Raw genomic sequence first — 26,378 nt, 5'->3', positions numbered from 1 at the left:
TCTACATCCCTGTTACTTTTTTATAAACGGAGAGGACTTCTGATATGAATGACTTTTTATTTGCATCTGATGAATAGGAGTCTTCAACCGCATAAATTGGCGTTTCCATAATTTCTTTATCATTTAAGAAAAATACCTTTTTTCCGATTACGTTATTTTCTGATGATGTATCCACATCTTTTAAAATATAATTCTTAAATGTTACTTCGTGCTCCTCATCATCAGATAATGGAAAATGAATTTTGTCTCGTAAATAGCCGATTTGACTTTTATTAAGGTCGATTAAATTAAATTTCACTTCCCCTTCTTCTGTTAATGTTTTCATATCAAAATTTTCAAACCCCCACTCAAATAAGGACATATGATCTTTCCAGTCATCTGGTGCATTTAGCGTTACCGCAATTAAATCCATGCCGTCTTTACTGGCCGTTGAAACAAGTGTTCTTCCTGTTTTCTTTGTAAAACCAGTTTTTCCACCTGTACAATATTCATAATACTGGGTTAATAATTTATTTTTATTTATCCAACTGTATGTTCTTCCATCTGATTTATAAGAAGTGGTACCCGATATTTCTCTATACTTCTCATTATTCATGGCATATTGCGTTAAAATCGCCATATCATATGCACTTGAATAATGAGTATCTGAATCAAGACCATGCGGATTATCAAAATGAGTATTCGCCATTCCCAACCATTTTGCCTTTTCATTCATAAGATAGACGAATCCTTCTAAACTACCTCCGACATGCTCTGCTATTGCCACTGCAGCATCATTACCAGACCGTAGCATTAATCCATAAACTAAATCCTCAAGCGTCATTCTTTCACCTTGCTCTAAATAAATAGAGGACCCCTCTGTATAAATTGCATCTCTACTTACGGTCGCCTTTTCTTCCATTTTTCCTGATTCGATTGCGATAATTGCTGTCATAATTTTAGTTATACTAGCTATGGATTCCTGGGAATGAGCCTCTTTTTCAAATAATACTCGTCCAGTAGATTGTTCTATTAATACAGCATTATTTGCTGATACTCCCGGTGCGGCAGAAGCTGCTTGTCCATTTGTAGAGATTAGCAAATTAGCAGCAAAGAATATTACGGTTAGTAATAAAATTCTTATTTTCATTTTTCGTTGTCCTCCCAAGTGTATGGTATCCATACATTTTATGCACCAACTGAATTGATATGAGCGATTTTCAAATTTATTGAATCGTAAATAAGCAAAAATCCATACATCAAAATTTAATGTATGGATTCATCAATCATTATTATTTAGTTCCTCATTAAAATGTTCAAAAAACAGATCTGCTTCTTGATTCACTTCATTTGATTCAGAAACGTCATCAGGGAGAGATGGTAATTCCTCTAGTGAGGTTAATCCGAAATAAGTAAGGAAATCTTTACCCGTTCCATAAAGAATAGGTCTTCCTACACTGTCTTTTCTTCCTATTTCTTCAATTAGCGATTTCGCTACAAGAGATTGAAGTGGACGATCACTTTTAACTCCACGTAATTCTTCAATTTCAGCTTTGGTAATCGGCTGTCTATAGGCGACAATGGCCAAAGTCTCAAGCGCCGCCTGGGACATACGATTAGAATTTGGTGTTTCCATAAGTTTTTTATAAAATTCACTATGCTCCGGTTTCGTAGTAAGATGAAGTATCCCCTTTGATTCCATTATCATGATGCCTCGATCTATTCGTTCATAATCATATTTCAATTCTTCAATTAAATGGGCAATCATTTCATTAGTGAGATTTAAAATATTCTTCAATTGTTTAACCGTTATTCCGTCATCGCCACTTGCAAAAATTAAACCTTCAACAACCGCTTTCCATTCTGTAACTTCCAAAATCATTCCTCCATAGAAAATACATATAACGTATCGAAATGTTGTTCTTGTTTACAATAAACCTCATGAACTTTCATTAATTCTAATATTGCAATGAAAGTAATAACAACGTGTGTTTTTGAAGGATAAGGAAATAATTGATCAAAAGCAATACCATTATGAGATTGCTTTACAACTTTTAATATATCCTTCATTCGTTGTTCAATTGGTATCTCCGCTCGACTTACTTTCGTATCAAGTGGTTGATCCCATTTCTTTCTTTGAAACATTTTACCTAGCGCATTGATCATGTCATAAACTGAAACATTCCCTTTTGAAATAGTTGTTTTACCCTGTACTAGTTCGTTAAAGGAAACAGGTGGCCTTGTATACGTATGAATTGCTTCTTCTTCTCTTTCTTTTAATTTTTCCGCAGCCTGTTTATATTTTCGATATTCAATTAATCGATTCATTAATTCTTCTCTCGGATCTTCGACGTATTCATCCGTTTCATTGACTGTTTCCTGTTTTGGTAATAACATTTGGCTTTTAATTGCAACAAGAGTCGAGGCCATAACTAAATACTCACTTGCAATATTTAACTCTAAATATTTCATCGTATGTATATAATCCAAATATTGTTTTGTAAGTTCAGCCATCGGGATATCATAGATGTCGATTTCATATTTATTTATTAAATGTAACAATAAATCCAATGGCCCTTCAAAGACATCTAACTTTACTTCGTAGGCTTGGTTATTCATATTTCTTACCTCTCTTTAGTTGCAAATTAAAGTTTTTTGTAATATTCGCCCATACACATGATAAATACCAACATAAGTTATTAATGTAAGATAAATGTTAAACAAAACATTTATTGAAGAAGAAAAAAGGAGGAATTGTTTATGAGTCATGGATATAACGGAGGTTTCGCGTTAATCGTTGTATTGTTTATTCTTCTGATCATTGTTGGTGCCGCTTGGTTCTAAAATATAATAAAAAAACCTCGGCATTCGCCAAAATCCCGGCGAATGCCTTAGATAACTTAAGCAAATAGGAATGTCTACCAAGTTTTAAGCCAGCCCTCATCAATGGGCTGGCTTTTATTGTTCTTCACCTTGAATATGATTATCTTTACATTTAAGATAGAACTCTTGGACCTCGTCACTAGGTAAAACAGTATGTTCTCCTTCATAAAGTTTAATTAGTTCATTTATCATTTTCTTACCTATCCCTAGATTTCGATGGGATGGGTTAACTGAAACATGTTGTATAATAATACGCTCATTATCTAACCGAACACCAGCTGCACCTAGAACATCATCGTCCTCTTTCCATAAATAAAGGTTCCAATTTGGATTGGTTTCATATTCTTTAATTGTATTCTGTAACTTTTTCACATCATTTTTTACATCTGGCATAAATGACAATAATCCCATGGCAATTTTTTCCATATTCTTTTTAAAACGAATTAACATAAAGACCCCTCTTATAAAGACTAATAGAGTTATTTTTCTTAAAGCCATATTACGACTATTGAAAAGTATATATATATTTATTGCATTAAATATGCTTTTTGTCAAATGAACCTAAGAAGTAAAAAAGAATTTGTATCTACCTATTTTTGCCCTTCAGTTATTAATTTATACACTATATAACCATCTGTGTACTTATTATTCAAGCGTATAGGGATTATATTCATAATAAACAACCAAATATTAAACCAAAAACTTAGCTCTATGTATAAATTTACCTCATTACGTAAATATAAACATAAAAATAACGCAATAATACCATTTGAAAGTGGACCCATTAATGATATATAAATTAATTCTCCCTTTTTATAGTACGGGTGTCGACTACTTACTGTATGCCCACCTATAAAAAAGAGAGAATAGATTTCGATGTTTAATTCCAGTAGTGTTATTGCTAATATTCTTTTGCCTATACCCATTTTCAACGTAATCTCACTAGCTTTAAGCGTTCTTGCTGCGATAGCATGGCCAATTTCATGAAAAAACGTACTTAATGGTGCAATAATCAATACTAAAAAGAATAATACCTGGATTAAATTCATCACAATAAATTATTCAGTAAAAACTTTAACTTCTTTCATGACATCTCCATTTTTCATTGCTTTAGCGTGTTCAATTCCAGAAGTTACTTTTCCAAATACGGTATGGACTCCATCTAAATGTGGTTGAGGTTCGTGTACGATAAAGAATTGGCAACTTCCAGTGTCTCTTCCAGCATGCGCCATTGATAATGAACCTTCTTCGTGTCGATGTGGGTTATTATCTGTTTCACATTTAATCGTATATCCAGCATTTCCAGTTCCATTACCAATAGGGCAACCACCTTGACTAACAAAACCAGGAATGACACGGTGGAAAGTTAAACCATCATAAAAGTTTTCATTAGCTAGTTTTTCAAAGTTTGCTACTGTACCAGGTGCCTCTTCCGGAAATAGATCAAATTGAATTTTATTTCCATTTTCCATTAAAATATATCCTTTTTTAGCCATTTTAAAATCTCCTTCACCTTTAGACTTTGTTCAAAAAGGAGGTTAAACTGTTAAACCGGACTTTTTGAACAAACTTTATTAATAATGCTTATTCTATCATTAATTTTATTGATAGGAAAGAATTGTCACCCGTATTATAGATAGGATAAATCATTTTTCACAACATCTTCAAACGTTTCGCGTTTCACAACCAATTTATCTACGCCATTCTCTACGAAAACTACTGCTGCATTAGGAATTCTATTATAATGACTGGCCATAGAATAATTATACGCACCTGTTGAAAACACTGCCAATACATCACCATGTTCTAAATTAGGTACAGATAAATCCCAAATTAACATATCTCCCGATTCACATGCTTTCCCCGCAATAGACACTTCTTCTATTACAGGCCGATTTGCTTTATTAGCAATTACTGCATCATACTTTGCTTGGTATAATGCGGGTCTTATATTATCAGTCATCCCACCATTAACTGATACATACTTACGAACACCAGGTATATCTTTCATGGAACCAATGGTATAAAGTGTAATACCTGTATTTCCAACGATTGCTCTACCAGGCTCAATCCAAATTTCTGGCATAGGTATATTTAATAAATCTACTTGGCCTTTTACTGATTTTACTAATTCCTCGACATAAATATTATACGGTAAAGGCTGATCTTCCTTCGTATATCTAATCCCAAACCCCCCACCTAAATTTAAAACTTCAGGTGTATAATCATAGCGTTCCTTCCACTTACCTAATTCTTCAAATAATAGATCTACTGCAACCTTAAATCCATCTGTTTCAAATATTTGCGAACCAATATGACAGTGGAGGCCTTTAAATTGAATGGTTTCGTGATTTAATAGTCGTTTAAATGCTTCTTCTGCTTGACCATTTTGCAAGTCAAATCCAAATTTTGAATCTTCATTTCCCGTCATAATGTATTCATGAGTATGGGATTCGACCCCTGGAGTCACACGTATTAATACATTAACTTTTTTACCGTACTCCTTTGTTACTTGTTCAATCAATTCTATATCATAAAAATTATCGACAACAATACAGCCAATATCATACTTTATTGCCATTCTAATTTCGTCTAAGCTTTTATTATTTCCATGTAAATGAATTTTTTCTACCGGAAAATCCGCAAGTAAAGCTGTGTGCAATTCTCCTTCAGAAACTACGTCAAGACACAATTTTTCCTGCTTTGCTACTTGTACCATGGCAATAGACGAAAAAGCCTTACTTGCATATGCAACTTTTGCTTGCACACCTAATCTTTCAAAGGTTTCCACAAATGATCTTGCATTTTTTCTTATCATGGAGACATCGTAAACATATAAGGGTGTTCCATATTTTTCTACTAATTCGATTGTATCTATACCACCTATTACAAGATGTCCATTTTCATTTATAGGAAAAGGATGATATTCCGTAATCATAAGTTTAATTCCCCCGATTATTCGTAAAAATATAAAAATACTTTAACATATATAGACAAAAAACGAAAGAGCTAACAATAGGGTTAGCTCTTTTTCGTTGGTTGTCTATAATTATTCTTAGGATGGACAATTCTCGGCCTCTCATTAGCATAAGGAACAGGAATTCTAAAGATGATATTAATCATTGCCTTTGCATTGAAAGGTAGAAACGGCCATAAGTAAGGTGTTTTTAGTGATTGCAGGTTTACCATATACAACAGATGGATTAAGAATGCAATAACAAATCCTTTCACGCCAAAGAAACCTGCTCCTAAAATTAAGAATAGTCCCGTTAATTTATTCGCAATACTAAGCTCATAGCTAGGAGTAACATATGACCCTATCGCACTTATTGCTACATAAAGGATAACTTCCGGGCTAAGCATTCCTACATCGATTGCGATTTGTCCAATTAATACTGCCGCTATCAGCCCCATAGAAGTTGCTAATGGTGTTGGTGTATGAATTGCAGCCATTCTTAAAAATTCAATACCCAATTCTGCCAAAATGATTTGAACTAATATTGGAATATTACCTTCTTCACTTGGTCCAATAAAAGATAGTTCCTTTGGTAATAACGTAGGGTCTAAGACGAACAGTAACCATATTGGCAAAAGATACATAGACAAAAATACCGCTAAATAGCGAATAAATCGTATAAACGTCCCAGCTGCTGGAGTTTGTCGATATTCTTCTGCGTGCTGCAAGTGATGGAAGAACGTTGTTGGTATAATAATGACACTTGGGGAAGTATCTACCATAATAATCACATGCCCCTCTAATAAATGGCTTGCAGCAACATCTGGCCTCTCCGTATACCGCACTAAAGGATAATGATTCCACTTGCGATCAATAAAAAATTCATCGATAGCTTTATCAGCCATAGATATTCCATCCACTTCAATGGATTCAATTTTATCCTTGATTAAATCAACCAAATCTTGATCCGCAATATCTTGAACATAACTAATACATATATCTGTTTTTGACCTTTCCCCAACTTTTAGCATCTCGTGACGTAAACGTTCATCGCGTATTCTTCTACGTGTTAAGGCAGTGTTTTCGATAATATTTTCAGTAAACCCATCCCTTGAACCCCGAATTACTTTCTCCGTGTCTGGTTCTTCTGGGCTTCTTCCTGGATAAGTTCTACCATCAACGATAAAGGCTCGCTTTTCACCATCTACAAAAAAAGCAATTAATCCTGATAATATCTGATCGACAACCTCATCCATCGTTTCTACAGCTTCCACCTGTTGATGAACTAAGCGGTTCTCGATAATTTCCGGTAACTTTTTCTTATTACTTTCATCATCATTAATTTCAATGATCATTTCCAAAATTTCCTGTATTACTGACGTATCACACAATCCTGTAACGTAATAAAGTTGAACTTTCTTTTTTAATATAATGATTTCTCGAAAACCAACATCGAAAGAGACATTGAGACCTACTCTTTTCTCCATGTATTCTTGGTTACGTATTATATTAGCCGATACAGGAACTTTATCTTTTTTTTTCTTCATTGTATCCACACTCCACTCTCATTACAACCTAACCAAAATAGTCCACTGAAATAATGATCCAACTATCTTACCAAATAATATTGCCATTAATAGGATAAGGAGACTATTTTCCATGCGTATTCTTCTCATTATAGCCGGAAAAACATTTAATACCTCTGTTAGTGCAGCGGCAAGCATTCCATTGAATATTCCATGGAATAATCCCCATACGACTAAAATGATAAAGGATTGATTTAGATTAATTTTGGCAAAGGATAAGTATGATCCCATCATTAAACCAAGAACCACACAAGCGGTATAAAATTTGATTAGCTTATAAGATTTTGTTAGTTGTAATAACCTTGGGATAACTCCTAATACCGTTATAAAGGCAACGAATCCACCACCTACCGCAAGACCTCCACTAAACCCAATAAATACTTGAACAAAATTAATTAGAAGGTTCTCTAACATTAAAACTATTTTCTTTATGACTTAAATAATTATCGAGATCTTGTTGGTAGTTAAAAATTTCAACTTCCAGTGGACTTGGTTCTTCATTAAAGCGTTTATTAAACCAGTGATTAAAAAATAGGATGGTTCCTAAGCCTAATCCGATGGAATATGGTATTTGAATCCACAATGGGAATTCATTTTCTTCACCGGTTATTAAAAGGTGAAGCTTTTGTTGCACTTCCTGCATACTAACATCATAATGAAAATTCACTATAGTCATCGCAGTTCCGATAAACAATATAAGCCATACACATGCTATGAGGAAAATAGAATTAGACTTTTTATACGAAATCACTCTAACAATGGTTTGACTTGGTCCTACAAGTTGAATCTCAATATCCTCATAATTTTTGGTTAAATGTTCTATAATTAAGATGCTATCGATAACCACCAAATTTTTATCCTTTTTTGTTAGGCGATAAATTGGTATATTCTCTAATTTTTTCTTTAAAGAAGTGTCAGCTGTTGAAACATGAGCTATGTCTTTTAGGAAAATTTCACATAAGTTAGGGAAGTTGGCATTTTTTTTCATCCGTAAATACACTATGTTCGTCAAGGTCATCCCATCCTTAAATAACTGAACTGTATGTTTAGTATTGCCAAGTAGAAACTTTTTATCATAACAATGTACAGAAAAAAACCACCACATTATAGTGATGGTTTTTAAAAGCTTTTTCTACAAATCCATATTTACTTTCATTTCTTTTAATATCTTTTTCTCAAGTCTAGATACTTGTACTTGAGAGATACCTAGCCTTTCTGCAACTTCGGTTTGGGTTTGATCTTTATAATATCGTAAATAAATAATAAGTCGTTCACGTTCATTTAAATTCTTAATTGCTTCTTGCAATGTTAGTTTATCAAACCATTTTGTATCATTGTCTGCTATTTGGTCTAATAGTGTAATAGGGTCCCCATCATTTTCAAATACGGTTTCATGAATAGAATGCGGAGATTTAGATGCCTCTTGTGCATGAACAACATCCTCTGGTGTTATTTCCAAAGCTTCTGCAATTTCATTCACTGTTGGTGACCTACCTAGTTGCTTCGTTAATTCGTCCTTCTTTCTCCTTATTTTATTCCCAATTTCCTTTAAAGAGCGACTAACCTTTATACTGCCATCATCCCTAATAAAACGTTGAATTTCCCCAATAATCATCGGTACCGCATAGGTCGAAAATTTAACGTCATAGGAAAGATCAAATTTATCAATTGACTTTATTAACCCGATACTTCCTATTTGAAATAGATCATCTGGATCATAACCCCTATTAATAAAACGCTGAACAACTGACCAAACAAGCCGGACATTTTTTTCTACTAATATATCCCTTGCTTCCCTATTGCCTTGTTGGCTCTGTAAAATATAATCTTTTACTTGTTCATCCGTTAAGGTTTCTTCACCCTTCGTCTTTTTTACATTTACATTCATAGGCCCATATCCTAATTATAAACCGTCTTTATTTTTGCTAGTTGCTTTCTCATGTAAAGTGTAGTCCCGTCAGTTTTTGAAGAAGTGACCTTAACAGAGTCCATGAAATTTTCAATAATAGTAAAGCCCATTCCAGACCGTTCTAATTCAGGTTTTGAAGTATATAAAGGTTGTCTCGCTTGATCAATATCACCAATTCCTATTCCAAAGTCTTTCACCGTTAGCTCAATTTCGTCATTTTCAATGACACATTTAATCATTACTTTTTGATTAGGCTCATTGTTATATCCGTGTATAATGGCATTCGTTACTGCTTCTGAAACCACCGTTTTGATTTCTGTTAATTCATCCATCGTAGGGTCTAACTGCGAAATAAAAGCGCCAACCGTAACCCTTGCAAATGCCTCATTTTCACTTTTACTAGAAAATTCAACAACCATTTCATTCCTCATGAAGCCACCCCCAAAGTTTCTAACGCAAATGCTTCATTTTCTTCTAAACGAATAATTTTAAATAATCCAGACATTTCAAACAAACGTTTAACCGATGGAGAAATGGAACAGACGACCATCTCTCCACCTAATTGTAAAACCTCTTTATATCGACCTAAAATAACCCCTAAACCTGAACTATCCATAAAGGAAACATTTTCTAAATTTAGAATGACATGTTTAATAGGACTTTTATACATCATATCCTTCCACTTATCTCGTAAGCTTTCTGCTTCATGGTGGTCTAATTCACCCGATAGTCTAACAATTAATACATCTTCTTTTACATCAAAAACTGAATGCAGCCCCATTCTAATAATCTCCTCCTTACACTCTTCTGTATTTCTTCTTCTTGATGACGAGGGCTAATTCCTGCTTTATGACAAAAGAAGTCCTTATTCGCCTAAGTTAGAAGGTTTTGTTAATATTTCGCCATTTCTTGCAATGTGCGTTTTAACAGAGTTAAATAGGATGCTTTAGTGACATCATTATTTACCGTCAGTGGAACTTCTAAAATAATTTCATTTCCATTTTTAACGGTTAATGTACCTACATCATCTCCTCTATTTATAGGTAAAGCAAAATCTTCTTTTAATTTAATTTCTGTCTTTACTTCTTCTGTAGATTCCCCTTTTTTATGTAATGTACTTACTGATTCAGGAACAATAATTTCAATATCATTTTCTTCTGCTTTAATTAAATTTAGATTTGAAACAACCTGATCCTTTTTGAATAATTGTTGCGTTTCATATTGATTAAACGCAAAGTCAAGCATACTTGAAATGGTTGCATTTCTTTCTTTCGTTGTATTTGCACCCATTACAACTGCAATGACACGCATATCATTCTTTTCTGCTGTTGCGGTTAAACAGTATTTTGCTTCGTTTGTATAACCTGTCTTTAATCCATCAACCCCGGGATAAAATTTGACTAGCTTATTCGTATTCACGAGCCAAAATTCATTTTCTTTTCCTTTTCTTAAATAATCTTCATAAATTGATGTATAATCTGTAATATCCTCATATTTTAATAATTCTTTTGCAATCATAGCCATATCATATGAGGTGCTGTAATGGTCATCACTCGGTAAACCAGTCGTATTTTGGAATTTCGTATTTTTCAGACCAAGTTCTTTAACTTTTTCATTCATCTTTTTTACAAATGCTTCTTCACTTCCTGCAAGTCGTTCAGCTATAGCAACACTAGCATCATTTCCGGAAGCAATTGCTATTCCTTTTAATAAGTCATTGACAGACATTTCTTCTCCTGCTTCAAGGAATATTTGCGAACCTCCCATAGATGCTGCTCGTTCACTTACTCGAATCATCTCATCTTTTTTTAAGTCCCCCTGATCTATTGCTTCCATAATTAGCAGTAATGTCATTAGCTTTGTCATACTAGCTGGTGGAAGGACATCATGAGCATTTTTGTCGAATAAAACAGTCCCAGTATCTCTTTCTATCAAGATAGCTGATTTTGCATCAGGAGCTAGATTTATGGATTCACTTTTATCTTCTTCCGATTCTGACTTTTCTTCTGCAAAGACTGATGATCCTAATATGAATATAGAAAAAATCATACTAATAATGAGAATACACTTTTTCATAGCTTTACCTCCAAACTCAATATACTTTTATTTTTTCCATCTTCATATCGAAATATACAAAAAAAGAGCACAAATACTTTTGTACTCTTTTCACTACTTTTGGGATTCTATTTCATAAATTCAGTTTGGGGGGTGAACTTTATTGTAGTAGCGTTTCAATTATCTTCTTAACATATCTTAAAAAATCTTCTCTTACATTTTCCGTTGTCTCTATCACTTCTGTATGTGTTAATGGCTGATCCAAAATTCCGGCAGCCATGTTCGAGATGCACGAAATACCTAGAACCTTTATTTCGGCATGGTTAGCAACAATTACTTCTGGCACAGTAGACATTCCAACTGCATCCCCACCTAACGTTCTTAGCATTCGTACTTCAGCAGGTGTTTCATAAGAAGGGCCCGTATTACCAACATACACGCCTTTTTGAATGGTTAAATTTAATTTATTTGCACATGTTTCCGCATGGTTAATTAATGACGGATGGTAGCTCTCGGACATATCAGGAAAACGAGGACCTAAATTTTCGTCATTCTTACCTATTAAAGGGTTATTTCCCATATTATTAATGTGGTCCGTTATTACCATTAAATCTCCTGGTTTAAAATTTGCATTTATTCCTCCAGCTGCATTTGTAACGATTAATGTTTGCACCCCTAACTCCTTCATGACACGAACAGGGAATGTGACCTCTTTTATAGAATAGCCTTCATAGTAATGAAATCTCCCCTGCATAGCGATAACTTCTTTTCCTTCTAGCTCTCCGATTACTAATTGCCCTTTATGACCTGCAACTGTTGAAACTGGAAAATGTGGGATTTCTTCATAAGGTATAGAAATAGCATTTTTGATTTCATCGGCAAGAATACCTAAACCGGAACCAAGGATTAGTCCGATAATTGGTCTTTTCGTAGTATTATTCAAAATAAATGAACTAGCTTCACTTATAACATTTTTCATCCTATATCAGACCCTTCTATTTAATTTCATTTAAAAAACTTGTTCCATAATCTGGCATTTTTACTTGAAAGTTTTCTGCTACAGTTGCACCTATATCTGCAAAAGTTTTCCGAACAGGTAATGCCTTTCCTTGCTTAATATTTTTATGGTGAATAAGTAATGGAACAAATTCTCTTGTATGGTCAGTACCATGGTGAACAGGATCATTCCCATGGTCGGCTGTAATAATAAGTAAATCATCCTCTTTCATTAAAGCAAAGACTTCCGGCAAGCGTTTATCATAGTCCTCTAGAGCTTTACCATACCCTATCGGATCACGCCTATGCCCATATCTAGCATCAAAATCGACTAGATTAAGAAAACTTAGCCCATTAAAATCTTTCTTTAAGGATTCGATGAGTTTTGTCATTCCATCATCGTTATCTGTCGTCCGAATAGCCTCTGTTACCCCTTCTCCGTCGTAAATATCTGAGATTTTTCCAAGAGCAATAACGTCAAACCCATTATCTTGTAATTCATTCATTACTGTTCTACCGAATGGTTTAAGGGCATAATCATGACGGTTAGACGTTCGCTCAAATGCTCCAGGTTTCCCAATAAAAGGACGGGCGATAACTCGTCCAACCATATATTTTTCATTCATAGTCAGTTCCCGTGCAATTTGACAGATTCGATATTGTTCATCAATTGGAATAATTTCCTCGTGTGCAGCAATTTGTAGCACAGAATCTGCAGAAGTATATACAATTAAAGAACCCGTTTTCATATGTTCCTCGCCAAGCTCTTCAATTACTTTTGTACCAGAAGCGGGTTTATTTCCAATAATTTTTCTTCCCGTTTTTTCTTCCAATAATTGAACAAGTTCCATTGGAAACCCTTCAGGAAATGTTTGGAAAGGTTGTTTAATATTTAACCCCATAATTTCCCAATGACCAGTCATAGTATCCTTACCATTTGACGCTTCTTCCATTTTCGTAAAGTGAGCTTTAGGTTTTTCCACTTTTTCTATTCCCTCTATCTCACGAATATTACTCAATCCTAATTCACCCATATTCGGCATATGAAGTCCATTCATCGCTTCCGCAATATGTCCTAAAGTATCCGCACCCTTATCATTAAACTTTTCCGCATCTGGAGCTTCACCGATACCCACTGAATCCATAACTAATAGAAATATCCGATTAAAATTAGACATTAAAATACCTCCCAATACTATATTCCCGTTTTCCAAATTATATATGTATAAGATCTAGATTTTTACGCTCTGGGATGGTAGGTTTTATACATATCTTTTAATCTAGTTTTTGTGACATGAGTATAGATTTGTGTAGTGGAAATATCCTCATGACCCAACATCTCTTGAACGATTCGTAAATCCGCTCCATTTTCTAATAAATGCGTAGCAAAAGAATGCCTTAATGTATGTGGGGTTATTTCTTTATTTATACCAACTTCTAAAGCTATCTTCTTCAATATTTTCCAAAATCCTTGTCTAGTTAATGGTCTTCCATGCTGATTTAAAAATAGTGTTGAAGTAGAATTTTGTTTTAATAATTTGCCTCTGCCATGTTGCAAATATTGTTCTATTGCGTGTATTGCTACGTCTCCAATAGGTACAATTCTTTCTTTTGATCCTTTACCAAAGCATTGAACAAAACCCATTGTTAAATGCAAATCACTAATATTCAAAGTAACTAATTCAGTAACCCTAAGCCCTGTTGCATACATCAATTCAAACATTGCTTTATTACGATATGCTAAAGGGGTTTTCGTATCAATAGAAAGTAGTTGTTCTACTTCTTTTTGGGATAAAACATCAGGAAGTTTTCTTTCTTTTTTTGGCGTTTCAATATGTAAGCTAGCATCCTGGTTAACTATCTTTTCTCTCATTAAAAATTGATGAAAAGAACGAATAGATGATATATGTCTAGAGATAGTGGAAGTGGATTTGCCCCCATCTTTTAAAGCATATAGAAAATGAATAATTTCAATTCTAGTAACATTATTCCAGGATTTAACCTCTAATTTCTTCATTAAAAAATTAGTATAGTCTTTTAAATCTCGTCTATATGACTTTAGTGTATTTTCAGAAAGCCCTCTTTCAATCTGTAAAAAATGAAAATAATCTTCTAGTGCATCATTTAACATATTTTATTCCCCTAATCTAAAAAATAGATTCATTTTCTCTATAATCTCCTCATTTGAATTAAAAACCTTTACAGAAGGTCCATCAGGTTGATCATATTTATGATAATTTTCATATTCTGCATGCATCATCTTTAATCCAAAATAAAACAGACAAGTACATATAGTAAAGATTACAAAAACTTTCAACGTATCCCATATCAATTGTTTCATATGGCATATCCCCTCTTTTTAAAGTTACTTCCTACTTAAAGATATGCCAATTTCAAATCATAATATACATATAGATATCTAAATTTTTAAATAGTACTTAATTTTAATGTATCTTTTTTTCTACAAATATTAAAATAATAAGCTTTAGTAATACTTAATACTTGTCCAAAACAAAAGCCCTCTTTCTTATCGAAAAAAAGGCTTCATTTTTCTTATTATGTTGTTTTTACCGCTGACTTTTGACATTGTTTACATATTCCATGAAATGTTAAACGATGGTCTTGAACTTGAAATCCCCAATCTCTTTGTACAATTTTCTCTACATCTTCTAATAAGTCATTCTCTATTTCCTCTACTGACCCACATTCGACACAGACGAGATGATGATGAAAATGTTTAGCCCCTTCTTTTCTTAGGTCATATCGGGAAACCCCATCACCAAAATTAATCTTATCAACAATTTTCAATTCTGATAGTAGCTCTAACGTACGATAAACAGTTGCTAAGCCAATTTCAGGTGCTTTTTCTTTAACTAATAAATAAACATCTTCTGCACTTAGATGGTCCTCTTCACGCTCAAGCAAAACACGGACAGTCGCTTCCCTTTGTGGAGTTAATTTATAACTTTGAGAATGCAGCTGTTTTTTTATTCGCTCAATCCGATGTTCCATAACTCGTCGCTCCCCTCTTACCATCTATTTTATTATATGCACTCTGAAAAGGCGTGTCAAAAATATTATTAGTAGATATTTAAAATAATTATAATTTAATAATCATTTTTCATAAAACTTTTTTATAAATGATTCCATAGAGCCATTCGCCACATAGGCCTCTACCCCTGAAGCAACGATAGCAACTACTAATAAAAGCGTAAATGATAATAAATATTTACCAAACGGCTGGAATATCGGTCCAGATGGTCTTCTTGAAAATAATTTATTTAATAATTTTAGCGAAAAGATCATCGAAAGTGTACCAGCGATAATATAAACTGGAATAATAATTAAATTTTGTGGTGCGATGGATAAGGAAGCTAAGATTAACCCCTTAACACCTATTTGATTTACTAAAAAACCAACAGAAAACCCTACAACAAGACCTTTTACATATAAAAGAACCCATACGATAGGAAGTCCAATTACCGATAAACCTAGTAAAAATAATATTACTAAATATTTAAAATGATAAAAAAAGCTTTCTTTTAATATGAGCGTTTTTTCTATGGATTGACCTTCTATTATTTGAAGGAAAAATCGTTCTAGGTAAAAAAATAAATCTTGCTTTTGAACAAAGTTCATACTGTTTACTATAATAGCACCAAAAATTATACCAGTTAAAAATAAAATTACCATAAACAAATATATGGTCGCGTAGTCTTTCATGTGCTGAATTAATACGGCTCTATTATTCATCGGAATCCTCCATTTCAAAGTTGATACTTATACAACCTCTTATATTAAAAACTATGAAGAATTCCGATTAAAAATACCAAAATCTCTTTTTTATTCATAAATTCTATATTCTATTCATTTGAGACAGTGCCATATTTACCGCCACCACCAGCCTTTACGTGAAGTTTACCTTCTCTCATAGATATGATAGATTGCGCGATTGATTCAGGTACTACCTCTAGTAAATCTTCAAAACTTGCGTAATGAATAACATTCATTTCCGTACCGAATCGGTCTAATAATTTTTTAAACGTTTTTGGACCTAATTTTGGTAGATATTCTAGAGGCACTTGATATAAATATGGCGGTCGTTCCCTATTAGATTCTTCAACATTTGATAGTTCTTGAATTCTGTCAGAAACCCCTTTAATAATTTTTTTCGACTCGCAATTCGGACATATTGTACTATCAGGGTTTAGCTCTGTAAAACAGTTATTACAAACTGTCATATGATATTTACCTAGTCTAGGATCCATCCCGTAATTTTGCTTGATTTTCCTCCCATTTACTTCATTCAATGCCCAATGAAACTCTTTAAAAGTCGCGTTTTCCATTATGATTTCTTGATATTCCCTAGCTATTTTAGGAAGAGAATGAGCATCTGAATTCGTTACAAACGTATACGAATGAAGTTCTTTTATATGGTCTGCCATATAAGTGTCTGAACTTAATCCTAATTCAATTCCATCAATTAAATCAGGATCGAACACCTCTGTTAAAGATTGATTTACCCCTTTCCCATAAAGACTTTTAAAAGGGGTAAAAACATGAGCTGGTATAAATATTCCTTCCAATTCTTTCACTTTATATTGAAGTTCTCTAGCAGTTCCATAATATCTTTGGGAACTTAATGTAATGTTTTTCATCTTAGTTGTAAGCCACTCAGAAAAAAGAGAGATATTTTCTAAGTTCGGAAAAAAACATAATACGTGTATCGGACCTTTACAGTTCTCATCATAAATTTCAATTTCAGATCCCATTAACAACGTTACTTCTTCAAAACGGATACCACCATCTTCAAGTTCTCTTGCTTTTCCTTCACTAATTAACTCTTTAATCTCCTGCTGTACATTTGGGGCATGACAATCAATAACACCTACAAGATCTATCCCCTTATTTCTACTGGATTCTTGTAAAATATTAGTCAAAGTTAAACTTTTTGCCCCGGTAATTTTAACCGGTTTATTATACATATCCCTTCCAATATGAATATGCAAATCCGCAAAATAGGAATTCAAAACTTTACCTTCTTTCTAATGCATGTAAGTATAAAACAGCATATGCTGTTTTTGCATCATGAATTCGCTCTTCTTCCACATATTGTTTCGCTTCATCTAAAGTTAATTCTACCAACTCTACGAATTCATCATCATCTGCCGGTCTTGGGTTATCTAATTTTTTAATATCATTCGTAATGTAAATGTGAAGTAATTCATTAGCAAACCCTGGTGAAGTGTAGAAGGAAGTAACAAATGATAAACTATTTGTTGAGTATCCAGTCTCTTCTTCTAGTTCTCTAATCGCTGCAATCATCGGATTTTCTCCCGGCTCTAATTTACCCGCAGGAATTTCAATTAAAGATTTTTCAAGTGGTTTACGATATTGTTCCACAAATACAATTTTATTTTCTTTTGTGATTGCAATTACTGCTACTGCCCCGGGATGTTTAATTATCTCACGTTGGGATGTTTTACCATTTGGTAATTGAACTTCATCTACTTGTAATTGAACGATTTTTCCATCAAAAATCTTCTCAGACTTTATTGTTTTCTCTTCAAACTTTTTCATGCATTTTCTCCTTTAAATCATCATTACTTCTATTTTATCATAACCATTCCTTATACTAAATTTTATTATTTATATACTAATGACCACATATTAAATAAATATTAGCTTTAACACGGAGAGGTCTTGATTAATAGTAGGTTTTTTAAAGTTGAATTCATTTCCTTTCTTCCTTCAACTAAATATATTAATATAAGATTAGCGGGTTTATTTGGAGGGATTAAATGAAGAAGAATCAATTGGGAAAATCTGATTTATTTATTTCAGAATTAACCCTAGGTGGCATGTCACTTGGAACGGATATAAATGAAGCAAAACAAATAATTGATTTGGCCATTGATAAAGGAATTAACCACATCGATACAGCCGATTTATACGACTTCGGCTTGAATGAAGAAATGATTGGTGAAATTATCCATAATCAAAGAGAAAATATTATTTTAACAACAAAAGTAGGAAATCATTTTAATAAAGAAACAAAGGATTGGTTTTGGGATCCATCCAAAGATTATATTTTAAGAGAGGTAAAAGAAAGCTTAAAAAGATTAAAAACAGATTACATCGATTTTTACATGTTGCACGGTGGTACCTTGGAAGACCCACTTTCCGAAACGATTGAAGCATTTGAACAATTAAAGAAAGAAGGGATTATTCGAGCGTATGGTATCTCATCTATTCGTCCTAACGTTATCCGCGAATTCGTTAAATATTCTTCTATCGATGCAGTAATGACACAATATAACTTATTTGATCGTAGGCCAGAGGAAGATACTCTTGATTTATTACATAAAAATCAAATAAGTGTTCTGGCTAGGGGACCACTTGCTAAAGGTATGTTAAGTAATCGATCAACCGAGCAAATAAATAAAAAAGGAAATAAAGGTTATCTTGATTACACTTATGAAGAACTACTAAACATGTCTAAAAAACTAACGAAATTAGCAGGTAATCAATATAGTGCGCATGAATTAGCTTTAAAATATGTTCTAAAACACCCTGCAGTAACATCCACGGTATTCGGTGCAAGTTCCATCGAGCAAATAAATGAGAACATAAATATAAACATAGAAAGTGAATTACCTAATGATATCTATGAAGAATTAAAAGCTATTACCAAACCTATTCAGTATAAAGAACATAGATGATACAGGCTACGCGAAAAAAATAAATAGGTTGATACGAATAAGTATCAACCTATTTATTTATAGGACAGACTGTTTGAAGTGATATAAAAGCATTTAATGTCTCTTCTTTACTAAGTAATTGGAAAAACCCATTACGATATTCCAATTTTAACTCTTTATTAAAAAACACAGCTTGCTGGTTTGGTACAAATGTAGGCATATCATCATTTATTACTATATCATAATAATCTCTTTTTTCGTTCGTTAAGCGAATAGTTGGAACACCATTTACACCACAACCACAGTCATCACGATCATAGAAAAGTAGTAAATATTTCATATTATCTGTATTAACTTCATTTAACTTGTTTAATGCTTGTTTTGTAATTTTTAGTTTCATTATTTATCCCACCTTCCTATTTACTATATCACTATTTATATTTAAAGTAATTATTTGGTCCGCTTTTCATACATAATTCATAAAATGGAAGAACAATTAACTAAAAGGGGTTATGAAAATAATGACAAAAATATACGCACATCGAGGAGCAAGTAAATATGCTCCAGAAAATACACTACCAGCCTTTAACTTAGCATATGAAATGAAAGCGGATGGAATAGAAACAGATGTTCAACTTACAAAAGATGGAATTCCAATTCTTATTCATGATGAAAACGTAAAAAGAACTACAAATGGAACAGGGTTTGTTCAAGATTTTACATTTGCAGAAATACGGGAGCTTGATGCGGGAGCATGGTTTTCAAGAAAATATAAGAATACGCCAATCCTTTCTTTAGAGGAACTTTTAAATTGGATAAAATTTAAGCCGTTATACTTAAATATTGAGTTAAAAAATAATAAAATAGATTATAAGCATCTAGAATTGATAGTATTCGAGATGGTTAAAGAACACCAGTTACTAGACCGCACCACTATTTCTACTTTCAACTCAGAGAGTGTAAAGCGTCTGAAGGAAGTCAACCAAATGATAGAAGTCGCCTACTTAACCTCTAAGCAAAATAATAAACTCGTAACCTATGCTGAAGATTTAGGTGCGAATGCCATCCATGTTAAATATAAATTGTTAAATGATAAACTTATGAATGAAAGCCGTAAAAAGGATATGAAAATTCGGGTATACACCATTAATAAATACCCTTCCATGAAACAGTGTTTTCATTTGGGTTGCGACGGTATTTTTACAGATGTACCCGATAAAGCATTATCTTATAGAATAAAAAATATAGGAGGATGACTATGTCTAAATTATTTTCCCCCGTTCAAATAAAGAATGTAACACTAAAAAACAGAATTGTTATGTCACCAATGTGCATGTACTCTTCCGATAATAAAGACGGAATGCTTACCCCGTTCCACTATACACATTATGTTTCTAGAGCCGTAGGGCAAGTCGGATTAATCATGATAGAAGCTACTGGTGTCCTTCCAGAGGGACGTATCACTGATCAAGATTTAGGAATATGGTCTGATGAACATATCGAAGGATTTAAGCTATTAAATGAACAGATCCATACCTATGGGGCAAAATCGGGAATTCAATTAGCACATGCAGGAAGAAAATCAGAAGTAGATTCTATACCTAATTATGCCCCTTCCCCAATTTCGTTTAGTGAAAAGTATAGAAAGCCTCTTGAACTGACGAAAGAAGATATCGAGCATACTATCCAAGCTTTTAAACAAGCAGCTATGCGCGCAAAAGAGGCAAATTTTGACATTATAGAAATACATGGGGCTCATGGTTATTTAGTTAATGAGTTTTTATCACCATTAACTAACAAACGAACAGATAAGTTTGGTGGGAATAAAGAAGGACGATTTTTATTTTTAAAAGAAATCATTCAAGGTGTAAAATTAGAATGGGATGGGCCATTATTTGTGCGAATTTCTACAGATGAATATGACGTTCAAGGAAATTCGTTGGAGGACATTCTTTATTTTACAAACAAATTAAAAGAATTAGGAGTAGACTTAATCGACTGTAGTTCAGGTGGCGTCGTTCCTAACCGTGTCCCAACTTTCCCGGGATATCAAGTAAAACGAGCAGAAATTATTAAACACGAGATAGATGTTGCAACCGGGGCTGTCGGTCTTATCACATCTGGCTTACAAGCAGAGGAAATACTACAAAACAATAGATCTGATTTAATCTTTATTGGACGAGCACTTTTACGTAATCCTTATTGGGCAAAAACTGCTGCAGATGAATTAAAATCGAACCTAGAAGCTCCCATTCCATATAAACGTGGTTGGAAATAAAGTCGGAGGAAGATTAGAAAATGGAATTACTATTTCTTGGGACAGGTGCAGGAGTCCCTTCTAAAGAACGTAACGTAACTAGTATCGTATTATCATTGCTACAGGAAATTAATAGTGTTTGGTTGTTTGATTGTGGTGAAGCAACTCAACATCAAATTCTACATACATCTATAAAACCAAGGAAAATAAATAAAATTTTTATTACACATCTTCATGGGGATCATATATTTGGATTACCGGGCCTGTTAAGTAGCCGCTCCTTTCAAGGAGGCAATACGGAATTAACGATATACGGCCCAAGTGGAATTAAAGAATATGTGGAAACTAGCCTAAAAATTAGTTCATCCCATCTTACCTATCCTATTTCCTTTGTAGAAATAAAAGAAGGTTTAATACTGGATAATGATGACTTTACGGTTTATGCTAAAAAATTGGATCATGGAATCGATAGCTATGGATATCGGATTACTGAAAAAGATAAACCCGGGGAATTACTCGTTAATAAGTTAAAAGACATCGGAATTATGCCGGGTCCGATTTATAAACAGATAAAAAATAATCCTCAAGTAAATCTAGAAGATGGAACAGTGATAAATTGTGCTGATTTTATTGGATCTGCTAAAAGAGGTAGAGTTATAAGCATTCTTGGCGATACCCGTTATCGAGAGGAACATATAGAATTTGTGAAACACTCTAATGTTTTGGTTCATGAAGCTACCTTCGATCAAGAAAAATCAGACCTTGCCTATGAATACTATCACTCAACAACAAAACAGGCTGCGATCCTTGCAAAACAAGGTGAAATAGAGAAATTAATTCTTACACATATTTCATCACGCTATCAAAAAGAAAGTGATACTCAACTATTGAATGAAGCAAAAGATGTTTTTCCAAATACCAAGATAGCATTCGATTTTTCAAGGATAGTAATCAACAATTAAAAGAGGAGTATTTTTATGGAAACAACCGAGAAGATAATCATATCTAATGCAAGAACCTATTTTTTAAATGGGAATACCGTAACATACGAATTTCGCAAAAAACAATTAGAAAACTTAAAACAAATGCTCAAAAAAAATGAAGCAAATATCTATCTAGCATTAAAAAACGATTTAAATAAATCAAAACATGAGACCCTCATTACTGAATTAGGCTTTCTCTATTCTGAAATTGATTTTGCGATAAAAAATCTTAGAAGTTGGATGGAGCCAAAAAAGGTTACGAGCCCTATCACCCATAAAGGTTCTTCAAGTTATATTATTAATCAACCATATGGTGTTGCATTGATTATTTCACCTTGGAATTATCCTTTGCAGTTGGCTTTGGCTCCAGCAATAGGTGCCATCGCAGCTGGAAACTGTGTTATTATAAAACCTTCAGAATTAGCTATGGAGACCTCCTCTTTAATTGCGAATATGGTGGAAGAGTACTTTGATAGTTCATTTTTCACTGTAATCGAAGGTGGAAAAGAAGAAACAGAAGAATTATTAAAACATCAGTTTGACACTATCTTTTTCACAGGAAGTTCTAAGGTTGGGAAAATCGTAATGAAAGCAGCAAGTGAACACCTAACCCCAATTACACTTGAATTAGGTGGGAAAAGCCCTGCAATTGTAGATAAAGATGCCAATGTAAATTTAGCAGCAAAAAGAATTGTTTGGGGGAAATTTACAAATGCTGGTCAAACTTGTGTTGCACCTGACTATGTATATGTACATGAAAAAGTTAAATTTAAATTTTTAAAAGCTGCTAAAAGATATATACGAGCTTTTTATAGTAAAAGTAATGAATATACTAAAATCATTAACGAAAAAAGCTTCAATCGTTTAGTTTCATTCTTAACAAACGGAGAAATCATACATGGTGGAAATTATGATAGGGATACATTAATGATAGAACCAACTATTTTAGATAAAATTACGTGGAACGATCCTGTTATGCAAAATGAAATATTTGGTCCGATTTTACCTGTGATACCTTTTTCGAATTTAGAAGACCCTTTATACCAAATTAAAACAAAAGAAAGTCCTTTGGCATTATATTATTTTGGAGAAGACAAACAAACACAACAGCAGGTGATTGAATATGTTCCATTTGGTGGTGGTTCTATAAATGATACACTTTACCATTTAGCGAACCCACATCTACCATTTGGTGGTATAGGAACTAGTGGTATGGGCACTTATCACGGAAAATATAGCTTTGATACTTTTTCTCATCAAAAGGGGATATTAAAACAAACAACTAAATTTGATTTACCATTCCGTTATCCAAAAGGAAAGATATCTAATTCTGTTGTAAAAAAATTAACACACTAAAAAAGTCCAAACTAAAAGTTGGACTTTTTTACCTTTTATAGTCATCTAAAAAGTCTTTCTGAAAACTTGTACGCGGCTGTTGTAAACCATCCTCTATAACATTATCTTTTAAAGTTTTAAAAACATTCTTCCCGAATTTCTCAGTTAATTGATGAATGGTATGATGGAGTTTTTCATTATTTGCTTCACTTTCGTACGTAAATAAATCTAATTGCTGACCTATATTTTGTTTATTTTCAACATCTTGCACAGTAATTCCGATAAGTCGTATTGGCTCATGATTCCAATGTTCTTCTAATAACTCATTAGCAATAAATAAAATATCAGATTTAGAATCGATATAATTTTGTAATTTCTTACTCCTAGTTATCGTTTTACGATCGTAGTAGCGAATCATTAGTTGAACCGTTTTTCCGGCTGCATCTTTTCTTTTCATTCTCTTTTCAACATTATCCGCTAAATAATTCATTAATTTATTTATTTCTTTTACATCAGTAGTATCTTGCGGCAATGTTTGCGAGTTACCTATACTTTTAAAATCATATATAGCGTCTGGATCAACTGGTCTTGAATCAATACCATTTGCTCTGTTTTTTAATCTTTCCCCATTTATACCAAAAATTTGTTTTAATTCATATGTGTCTTTTTTTGCTAAGTCACCAATCGTATTAATTCCTATTGATTGTAATTTCTTTGCAGTTTTTTCACCAACACCATACATTTCTTGAACAGGTAAAGGCCATAATGTTTTATCTAATTCTCGTTTCCTTAGTATTGTAATTCCTAAAGGTTTTTTCATATCTGAAGCCATTTTTGCTAGAAATTTATTTGGCGCAATCCCAATACTTGATGGTAGATCAAGCTCGTTTAAAATTCTATTTTGTAAATACCCGGCTAATTCTGGTGGTGTTCCTTTCCAAGAAATACCTGTTACATCCATATATCCTTCATCAATAGAAACAGGTTGTACATATGGAGTAATTTCAGAAAGTATTTTAAATAATTCTTTGGATGCATTTCGATATCGTTCAAAATTTGGTTTCATGACAATAAGTTCAGGACAAAGTTTTTTCGCCTTCCAAACATTCATTGTCGTTTTAACCCCTTTTGCCCTTGCTTCATAACTACTCGTTACGATAATCCCTTTTCTTTCCTCTGGGTTTCCCGCAATAGCAAGTGGTTTCCCTTTTAATTTTGGATTAAAAGCCATTTCCACAGATGCATAAAAGCAATTCATATCTATATGGAATATTATTCTTCTTTTACTCTGTTTAGGAATTGACATAGTTATAACATCCTTATTTGCTTAATCCCATTTATTATAGCACAATTTATTAGAAAACTTGGCATTCGACAAGCCTTTTGGCGATGCCTTAGTTGCACTTATGCATATCTTTACGGTGGGGCGAGTAACCGGAGCCCCAGACGGGAAAGATTTTATACTTTCCTTACTGCTTAGAAAACTTGTTATTGCCAAGCCTTATGCAAATAACATGATGAAGGAAAAAGTATTTTCAGTTCGCCAATACTGTATATTAGCTCGATTTGGCTGTTACAAATTTAAAAGAAGCTTCGAAAGATTAATCTTTCGAAACTTCTTTTATAATCGATACTACTAATTCCGTTATTTTTACCAAGTTTTCTACAGATATACGCTCATTGGTTGTATGGATTTCTTCATAGCCAACAGCAAGGTTTACAGTAGGAATACCGAAACCAGCAATGATATTCGCATCACTGCCCCCACCACTTTTATGCAATTGACTATTACGGCCAATTGTTTTAGCTGCATTTCTTGCAACTTCTACTACTTGATCGCCTGCTTCCTGACTAAAGCCAGGATACATGATTTGTATATCTACATCAGCTGATCCGCCATATTGTTCTGCCGTTTTCTCAAACACTTCTTTCATCTTAGCAACTTGTTTCTCCATTTTTTCTGGATTTAATGATCTAGCTTCTGCTAAGATTTCTACGTGATCCACAACGATATTCGTTTGTTTTCCACCTTCAAATCTTCCAATATTGGCAGTTGTTTCCTCATCGATACGTCCTAGTGGCATTTTCGAAATAGCTTTTGCAGCAAGCGTTATGGCAGAAACACCTTTTTCGGGTTCCAAGCCCGCATGTGCGGTTTTCCCTTTAATGATGGTATAAATTTTTGCTTGTGTCGGAGCTGCTACTATAATGTCACCAACTTCTCCATTACTATCTAAAGCATAACCGTATTTAGCTTTTATTAATTCTTTGTCGATAGCCTTCGCGCCTACTAATCCGGATTCTTCTCCAACTGTAATAATAAATTGAATATCCCCATGTGAGACTTTATTTTCTTTCAAAAGTTTAATGGATTCTAAAATAGCAGCTAATCCAGCCTTATCATCTGCACCAAGTATAGTGGTACTATCTGAAACAATATATCCATCTTTAATGGATGGCTTTATGTTCACACCAGGTACTACTGTATCCATATGAGAAGTAAAATAAATTGGATCAACCCCCTCTTTATTTCCTTCTAATGTACAAATTAAATTACCGGCTCCATGGCCTGTGGTTTCTTTACTATTATCCTCATATACTTCTACGCCTAATTCAGTTAACTTTTTCTTAAGCACTTCAGCAATCTTTTCTTCGTTTTTCGTTTCGGAATCAACCTTGACTAATTCAAAAAATTCATCAACTAATCTTTTTTCGTTTACCATTATTGTCATATATAT

The 26,378-nt window shown here is 33.4% G+C and carries 31 protein-coding genes; 6 read left to right on the top strand and 25 right to left on the bottom strand.

All coding sequences use genetic code 11. From position 1 onward, the window contains the following. Position 1 precedes the first annotated feature (1 nt). From A9178_RS00495 to A9178_RS00485, 3 genes are all read right to left on the bottom strand, one after another. Positions 2–1,129 (bottom strand): D-alanyl-D-alanine carboxypeptidase family protein, encoded by a 1,128-nt coding sequence (locus A9178_RS00495; RefSeq protein ID WP_068671970.1) that lies wholly within the window; start codon positions 1,127–1,129, stop codon positions 2–4. 132 nt (positions 1,130–1,261) lie between these two features. Next, on the bottom strand, positions 1,262–1,855 hold the full coding sequence (gene scpB, locus A9178_RS00490; RefSeq protein ID WP_068671969.1) for an SMC-Scp complex subunit ScpB: 594 nt from the start codon (positions 1,853–1,855) through the stop codon (positions 1,262–1,264). A gap of 2 nt (positions 1,856–1,857) precedes the next feature. Then, complete coding sequence (locus A9178_RS00485) at positions 1,858–2,598, bottom strand: segregation/condensation protein A (protein WP_068671968.1); 741 nt, start codon at positions 2,596–2,598, stop codon at positions 1,858–1,860. A 141-nt stretch (positions 2,599–2,739) separates the two neighbouring features. On the opposite strand from A9178_RS00485, the gene A9178_RS00480 reads away from it, so the two are divergent. Then, a complete protein-coding gene (locus tag A9178_RS00480; protein ID WP_068671967.1) occupies positions 2,740–2,823 on the top strand; it encodes a YjcZ family sporulation protein in 84 nt (27 codons plus the stop codon). Positions 2,824–2,937: 114 nt separating this feature from the next. Here the strand turns inward: A9178_RS00480 and A9178_RS00475 are convergent, their stop codons facing one another. The 19 genes from A9178_RS00475 to A9178_RS00385 all read right to left on the bottom strand — a co-directional run bounded on the left by A9178_RS00475 (position 2,938) and on the right by A9178_RS00385 (position 17,944). Continuing rightward, positions 2,938–3,312: a GNAT family N-acetyltransferase gene (locus A9178_RS00475; protein WP_068671966.1), complete on the bottom strand. Its 375-nt coding sequence runs from the start codon at positions 3,310–3,312 to the stop codon at positions 2,938–2,940. A gap of 140 nt (positions 3,313–3,452) precedes the next feature. Then, the gene (locus A9178_RS00470) at positions 3,453–3,911 is read right to left on the bottom strand and encodes a site-2 protease family protein (protein ID WP_068671965.1); all 459 of its coding nucleotides are present in this window, start codon (positions 3,909–3,911) and stop codon (positions 3,453–3,455) included. Positions 3,912–3,920: 9 nt separating this feature from the next. Next, complete coding sequence (locus A9178_RS00465; RefSeq protein ID WP_068671964.1) at positions 3,921–4,358, bottom strand: peptidylprolyl isomerase; 438 nt, start codon at positions 4,356–4,358, stop codon at positions 3,921–3,923. A gap of 134 nt (positions 4,359–4,492) precedes the next feature. Next, positions 4,493–5,800, bottom strand: coding sequence for a diaminopimelate decarboxylase (gene lysA / locus A9178_RS00460; protein WP_068671963.1), 1,308 nt, complete (start codon positions 5,798–5,800; stop codon positions 4,493–4,495). Positions 5,801–5,883: 83 nt separating this feature from the next. Continuing rightward, the gene (locus A9178_RS00455; protein WP_068671962.1) at positions 5,884–7,365 is read right to left on the bottom strand and encodes a spore germination protein; all 1,482 of its coding nucleotides are present in this window, start codon (positions 7,363–7,365) and stop codon (positions 5,884–5,886) included. Positions 7,366–7,386: 21 nt separating this feature from the next. After that, positions 7,387–7,818: a stage V sporulation protein AB gene (locus A9178_RS00450; protein ID WP_068671961.1), complete on the bottom strand. Its 432-nt coding sequence runs from the start codon at positions 7,816–7,818 to the stop codon at positions 7,387–7,389. Then, positions 7,796–8,416: a stage V sporulation protein AA gene (locus A9178_RS00445; RefSeq protein WP_156520664.1), complete on the bottom strand. Its 621-nt coding sequence runs from the start codon at positions 8,414–8,416 to the stop codon at positions 7,796–7,798. Before A9178_RS00445 ends, A9178_RS00450 begins: the two co-directional genes overlap by 23 nt. A gap of 120 nt (positions 8,417–8,536) precedes the next feature. Further along, complete coding sequence (gene sigF, locus A9178_RS00440) at positions 8,537–9,292, bottom strand: RNA polymerase sporulation sigma factor SigF (RefSeq protein ID WP_068671959.1); 756 nt, start codon at positions 9,290–9,292, stop codon at positions 8,537–8,539. A gap of 11 nt (positions 9,293–9,303) precedes the next feature. After that, positions 9,304–9,744 (bottom strand): anti-sigma F factor, encoded by a 441-nt coding sequence (gene spoIIAB, locus A9178_RS00435; protein WP_068671958.1) that lies wholly within the window; start codon positions 9,742–9,744, stop codon positions 9,304–9,306. After that, complete coding sequence (spoIIAA, locus tag A9178_RS00430; RefSeq protein WP_068671957.1) at positions 9,741–10,094, bottom strand: anti-sigma F factor antagonist; 354 nt, start codon at positions 10,092–10,094, stop codon at positions 9,741–9,743. The genes spoIIAB and spoIIAA overlap by 4 nt, the downstream gene beginning before the upstream one ends. A 110-nt stretch (positions 10,095–10,204) precedes the next feature. Then, positions 10,205–11,389, bottom strand: a complete 1,185-nt coding sequence (locus A9178_RS00425) for a D-alanyl-D-alanine carboxypeptidase family protein (protein WP_068671956.1) — start codon at positions 11,387–11,389, stop codon at positions 10,205–10,207. 139 nt (positions 11,390–11,528) lie between these two features. Then, positions 11,529–12,347, bottom strand: a complete 819-nt coding sequence (locus tag A9178_RS00420) for a purine-nucleoside phosphorylase (RefSeq protein ID WP_068671955.1) — start codon at positions 12,345–12,347, stop codon at positions 11,529–11,531. A gap of 16 nt (positions 12,348–12,363) precedes the next feature. Further along, positions 12,364–13,542, bottom strand: a complete 1,179-nt coding sequence (gene deoB / locus A9178_RS00415) for a phosphopentomutase (protein ID WP_068671954.1) — start codon at positions 13,540–13,542, stop codon at positions 12,364–12,366. 62 nt (positions 13,543–13,604) lie between these two features. Beyond that, positions 13,605–14,495 (bottom strand): site-specific tyrosine recombinase XerD, encoded by an 891-nt coding sequence (gene xerD / locus A9178_RS00410; RefSeq protein WP_068671953.1) that lies wholly within the window; start codon positions 14,493–14,495, stop codon positions 13,605–13,607. Between the two features lie 3 nt (positions 14,496–14,498). Continuing rightward, the gene (locus tag A9178_RS00405) at positions 14,499–14,705 is read right to left on the bottom strand and encodes a YqzK family protein (RefSeq protein WP_068671952.1); all 207 of its coding nucleotides are present in this window, start codon (positions 14,703–14,705) and stop codon (positions 14,499–14,501) included. 215 nt (positions 14,706–14,920) lie between these two features. Next, the gene (gene fur / locus A9178_RS00400) at positions 14,921–15,376 is read right to left on the bottom strand and encodes a ferric iron uptake transcriptional regulator (protein ID WP_068671951.1); all 456 of its coding nucleotides are present in this window, start codon (positions 15,374–15,376) and stop codon (positions 14,921–14,923) included. Between the two features lie 102 nt (positions 15,377–15,478). Further along, positions 15,479–16,117, bottom strand: coding sequence for a stage II sporulation protein M (spoIIM, locus tag A9178_RS00395; protein ID WP_068671950.1), 639 nt, complete (start codon positions 16,115–16,117; stop codon positions 15,479–15,481). A 110-nt stretch (positions 16,118–16,227) separates the two neighbouring features. After that, positions 16,228–17,394, bottom strand: a complete 1,167-nt coding sequence (locus A9178_RS00390) for an endonuclease Q family protein (protein WP_068671949.1) — start codon at positions 17,392–17,394, stop codon at positions 16,228–16,230. Between the two features lie 4 nt (positions 17,395–17,398). Beyond that, the gene (locus tag A9178_RS00385; protein ID WP_068671948.1) at positions 17,399–17,944 is read right to left on the bottom strand and encodes an NUDIX hydrolase; all 546 of its coding nucleotides are present in this window, start codon (positions 17,942–17,944) and stop codon (positions 17,399–17,401) included. Between the two features lie 221 nt (positions 17,945–18,165). Between A9178_RS00385 and A9178_RS00380 the strand changes: the two genes are divergently transcribed. Continuing rightward, positions 18,166–19,086, top strand: coding sequence for an aldo/keto reductase (locus A9178_RS00380; RefSeq protein ID WP_068671947.1), 921 nt, complete (start codon positions 18,166–18,168; stop codon positions 19,084–19,086). 49 nt (positions 19,087–19,135) lie between these two features. On the opposite strand, the gene A9178_RS00375 is transcribed toward A9178_RS00380, so the two are convergent. Further along, positions 19,136–19,465 (bottom strand): iron-sulfur cluster biosynthesis family protein, encoded by a 330-nt coding sequence (locus A9178_RS00375; RefSeq protein ID WP_068671946.1) that lies wholly within the window; start codon positions 19,463–19,465, stop codon positions 19,136–19,138. 121 nt (positions 19,466–19,586) lie between these two features. Between A9178_RS00375 and A9178_RS00370 the strand changes: the two genes are divergently transcribed. The 4 genes from A9178_RS00370 to A9178_RS00355 are packed head-to-tail and all read left to right on the top strand — an operon-like array spanning position 19,587 to position 23,661. Next, positions 19,587–20,321, top strand: a complete 735-nt coding sequence (locus A9178_RS00370) for a glycerophosphodiester phosphodiesterase (RefSeq protein ID WP_068671945.1) — start codon at positions 19,587–19,589, stop codon at positions 20,319–20,321. Continuing rightward, positions 20,318–21,343, top strand: a complete 1,026-nt coding sequence (gene namA, locus A9178_RS00365) for an NADPH dehydrogenase NamA (protein WP_068671944.1) — start codon at positions 20,318–20,320, stop codon at positions 21,341–21,343. Before A9178_RS00370 ends, namA begins: the two co-directional genes overlap by 4 nt. Positions 21,344–21,363: 20 nt before the next feature. Beyond that, a complete protein-coding gene (gene rnz, locus A9178_RS00360) occupies positions 21,364–22,284 on the top strand; it encodes a ribonuclease Z (RefSeq protein ID WP_068671943.1) in 921 nt (306 codons plus the stop codon). A 15-nt stretch (positions 22,285–22,299) separates the two neighbouring features. Beyond that, a complete protein-coding gene (locus A9178_RS00355) occupies positions 22,300–23,661 on the top strand; it encodes an aldehyde dehydrogenase (protein WP_068671942.1) in 1,362 nt (453 codons plus the stop codon). A 28-nt stretch (positions 23,662–23,689) separates the two neighbouring features. On the opposite strand, the gene A9178_RS00350 is transcribed toward A9178_RS00355, so the two are convergent. After that, a complete protein-coding gene (locus tag A9178_RS00350) occupies positions 23,690–24,946 on the bottom strand; it encodes a DNA polymerase IV (RefSeq protein ID WP_068671941.1) in 1,257 nt (418 codons plus the stop codon). A 295-nt stretch (positions 24,947–25,241) separates the two neighbouring features. Beyond that, positions 25,242–26,363: a M20/M25/M40 family metallo-hydrolase gene (locus A9178_RS00345; RefSeq protein ID WP_068672649.1), complete on the bottom strand. Its 1,122-nt coding sequence runs from the start codon at positions 26,361–26,363 to the stop codon at positions 25,242–25,244. Between the last annotated feature and the right edge of the window lie 15 nt (positions 26,364–26,378).

This window comes from Oceanobacillus sp. Castelsardo, from assembly GCF_001659985.1.
Taxonomy (GTDB): domain Bacteria; phylum Bacillota; class Bacilli; order Bacillales; family Amphibacillaceae; genus Oceanobacillus.
This window is presented reverse-complemented; position numbering and strand designations above follow the sequence as displayed.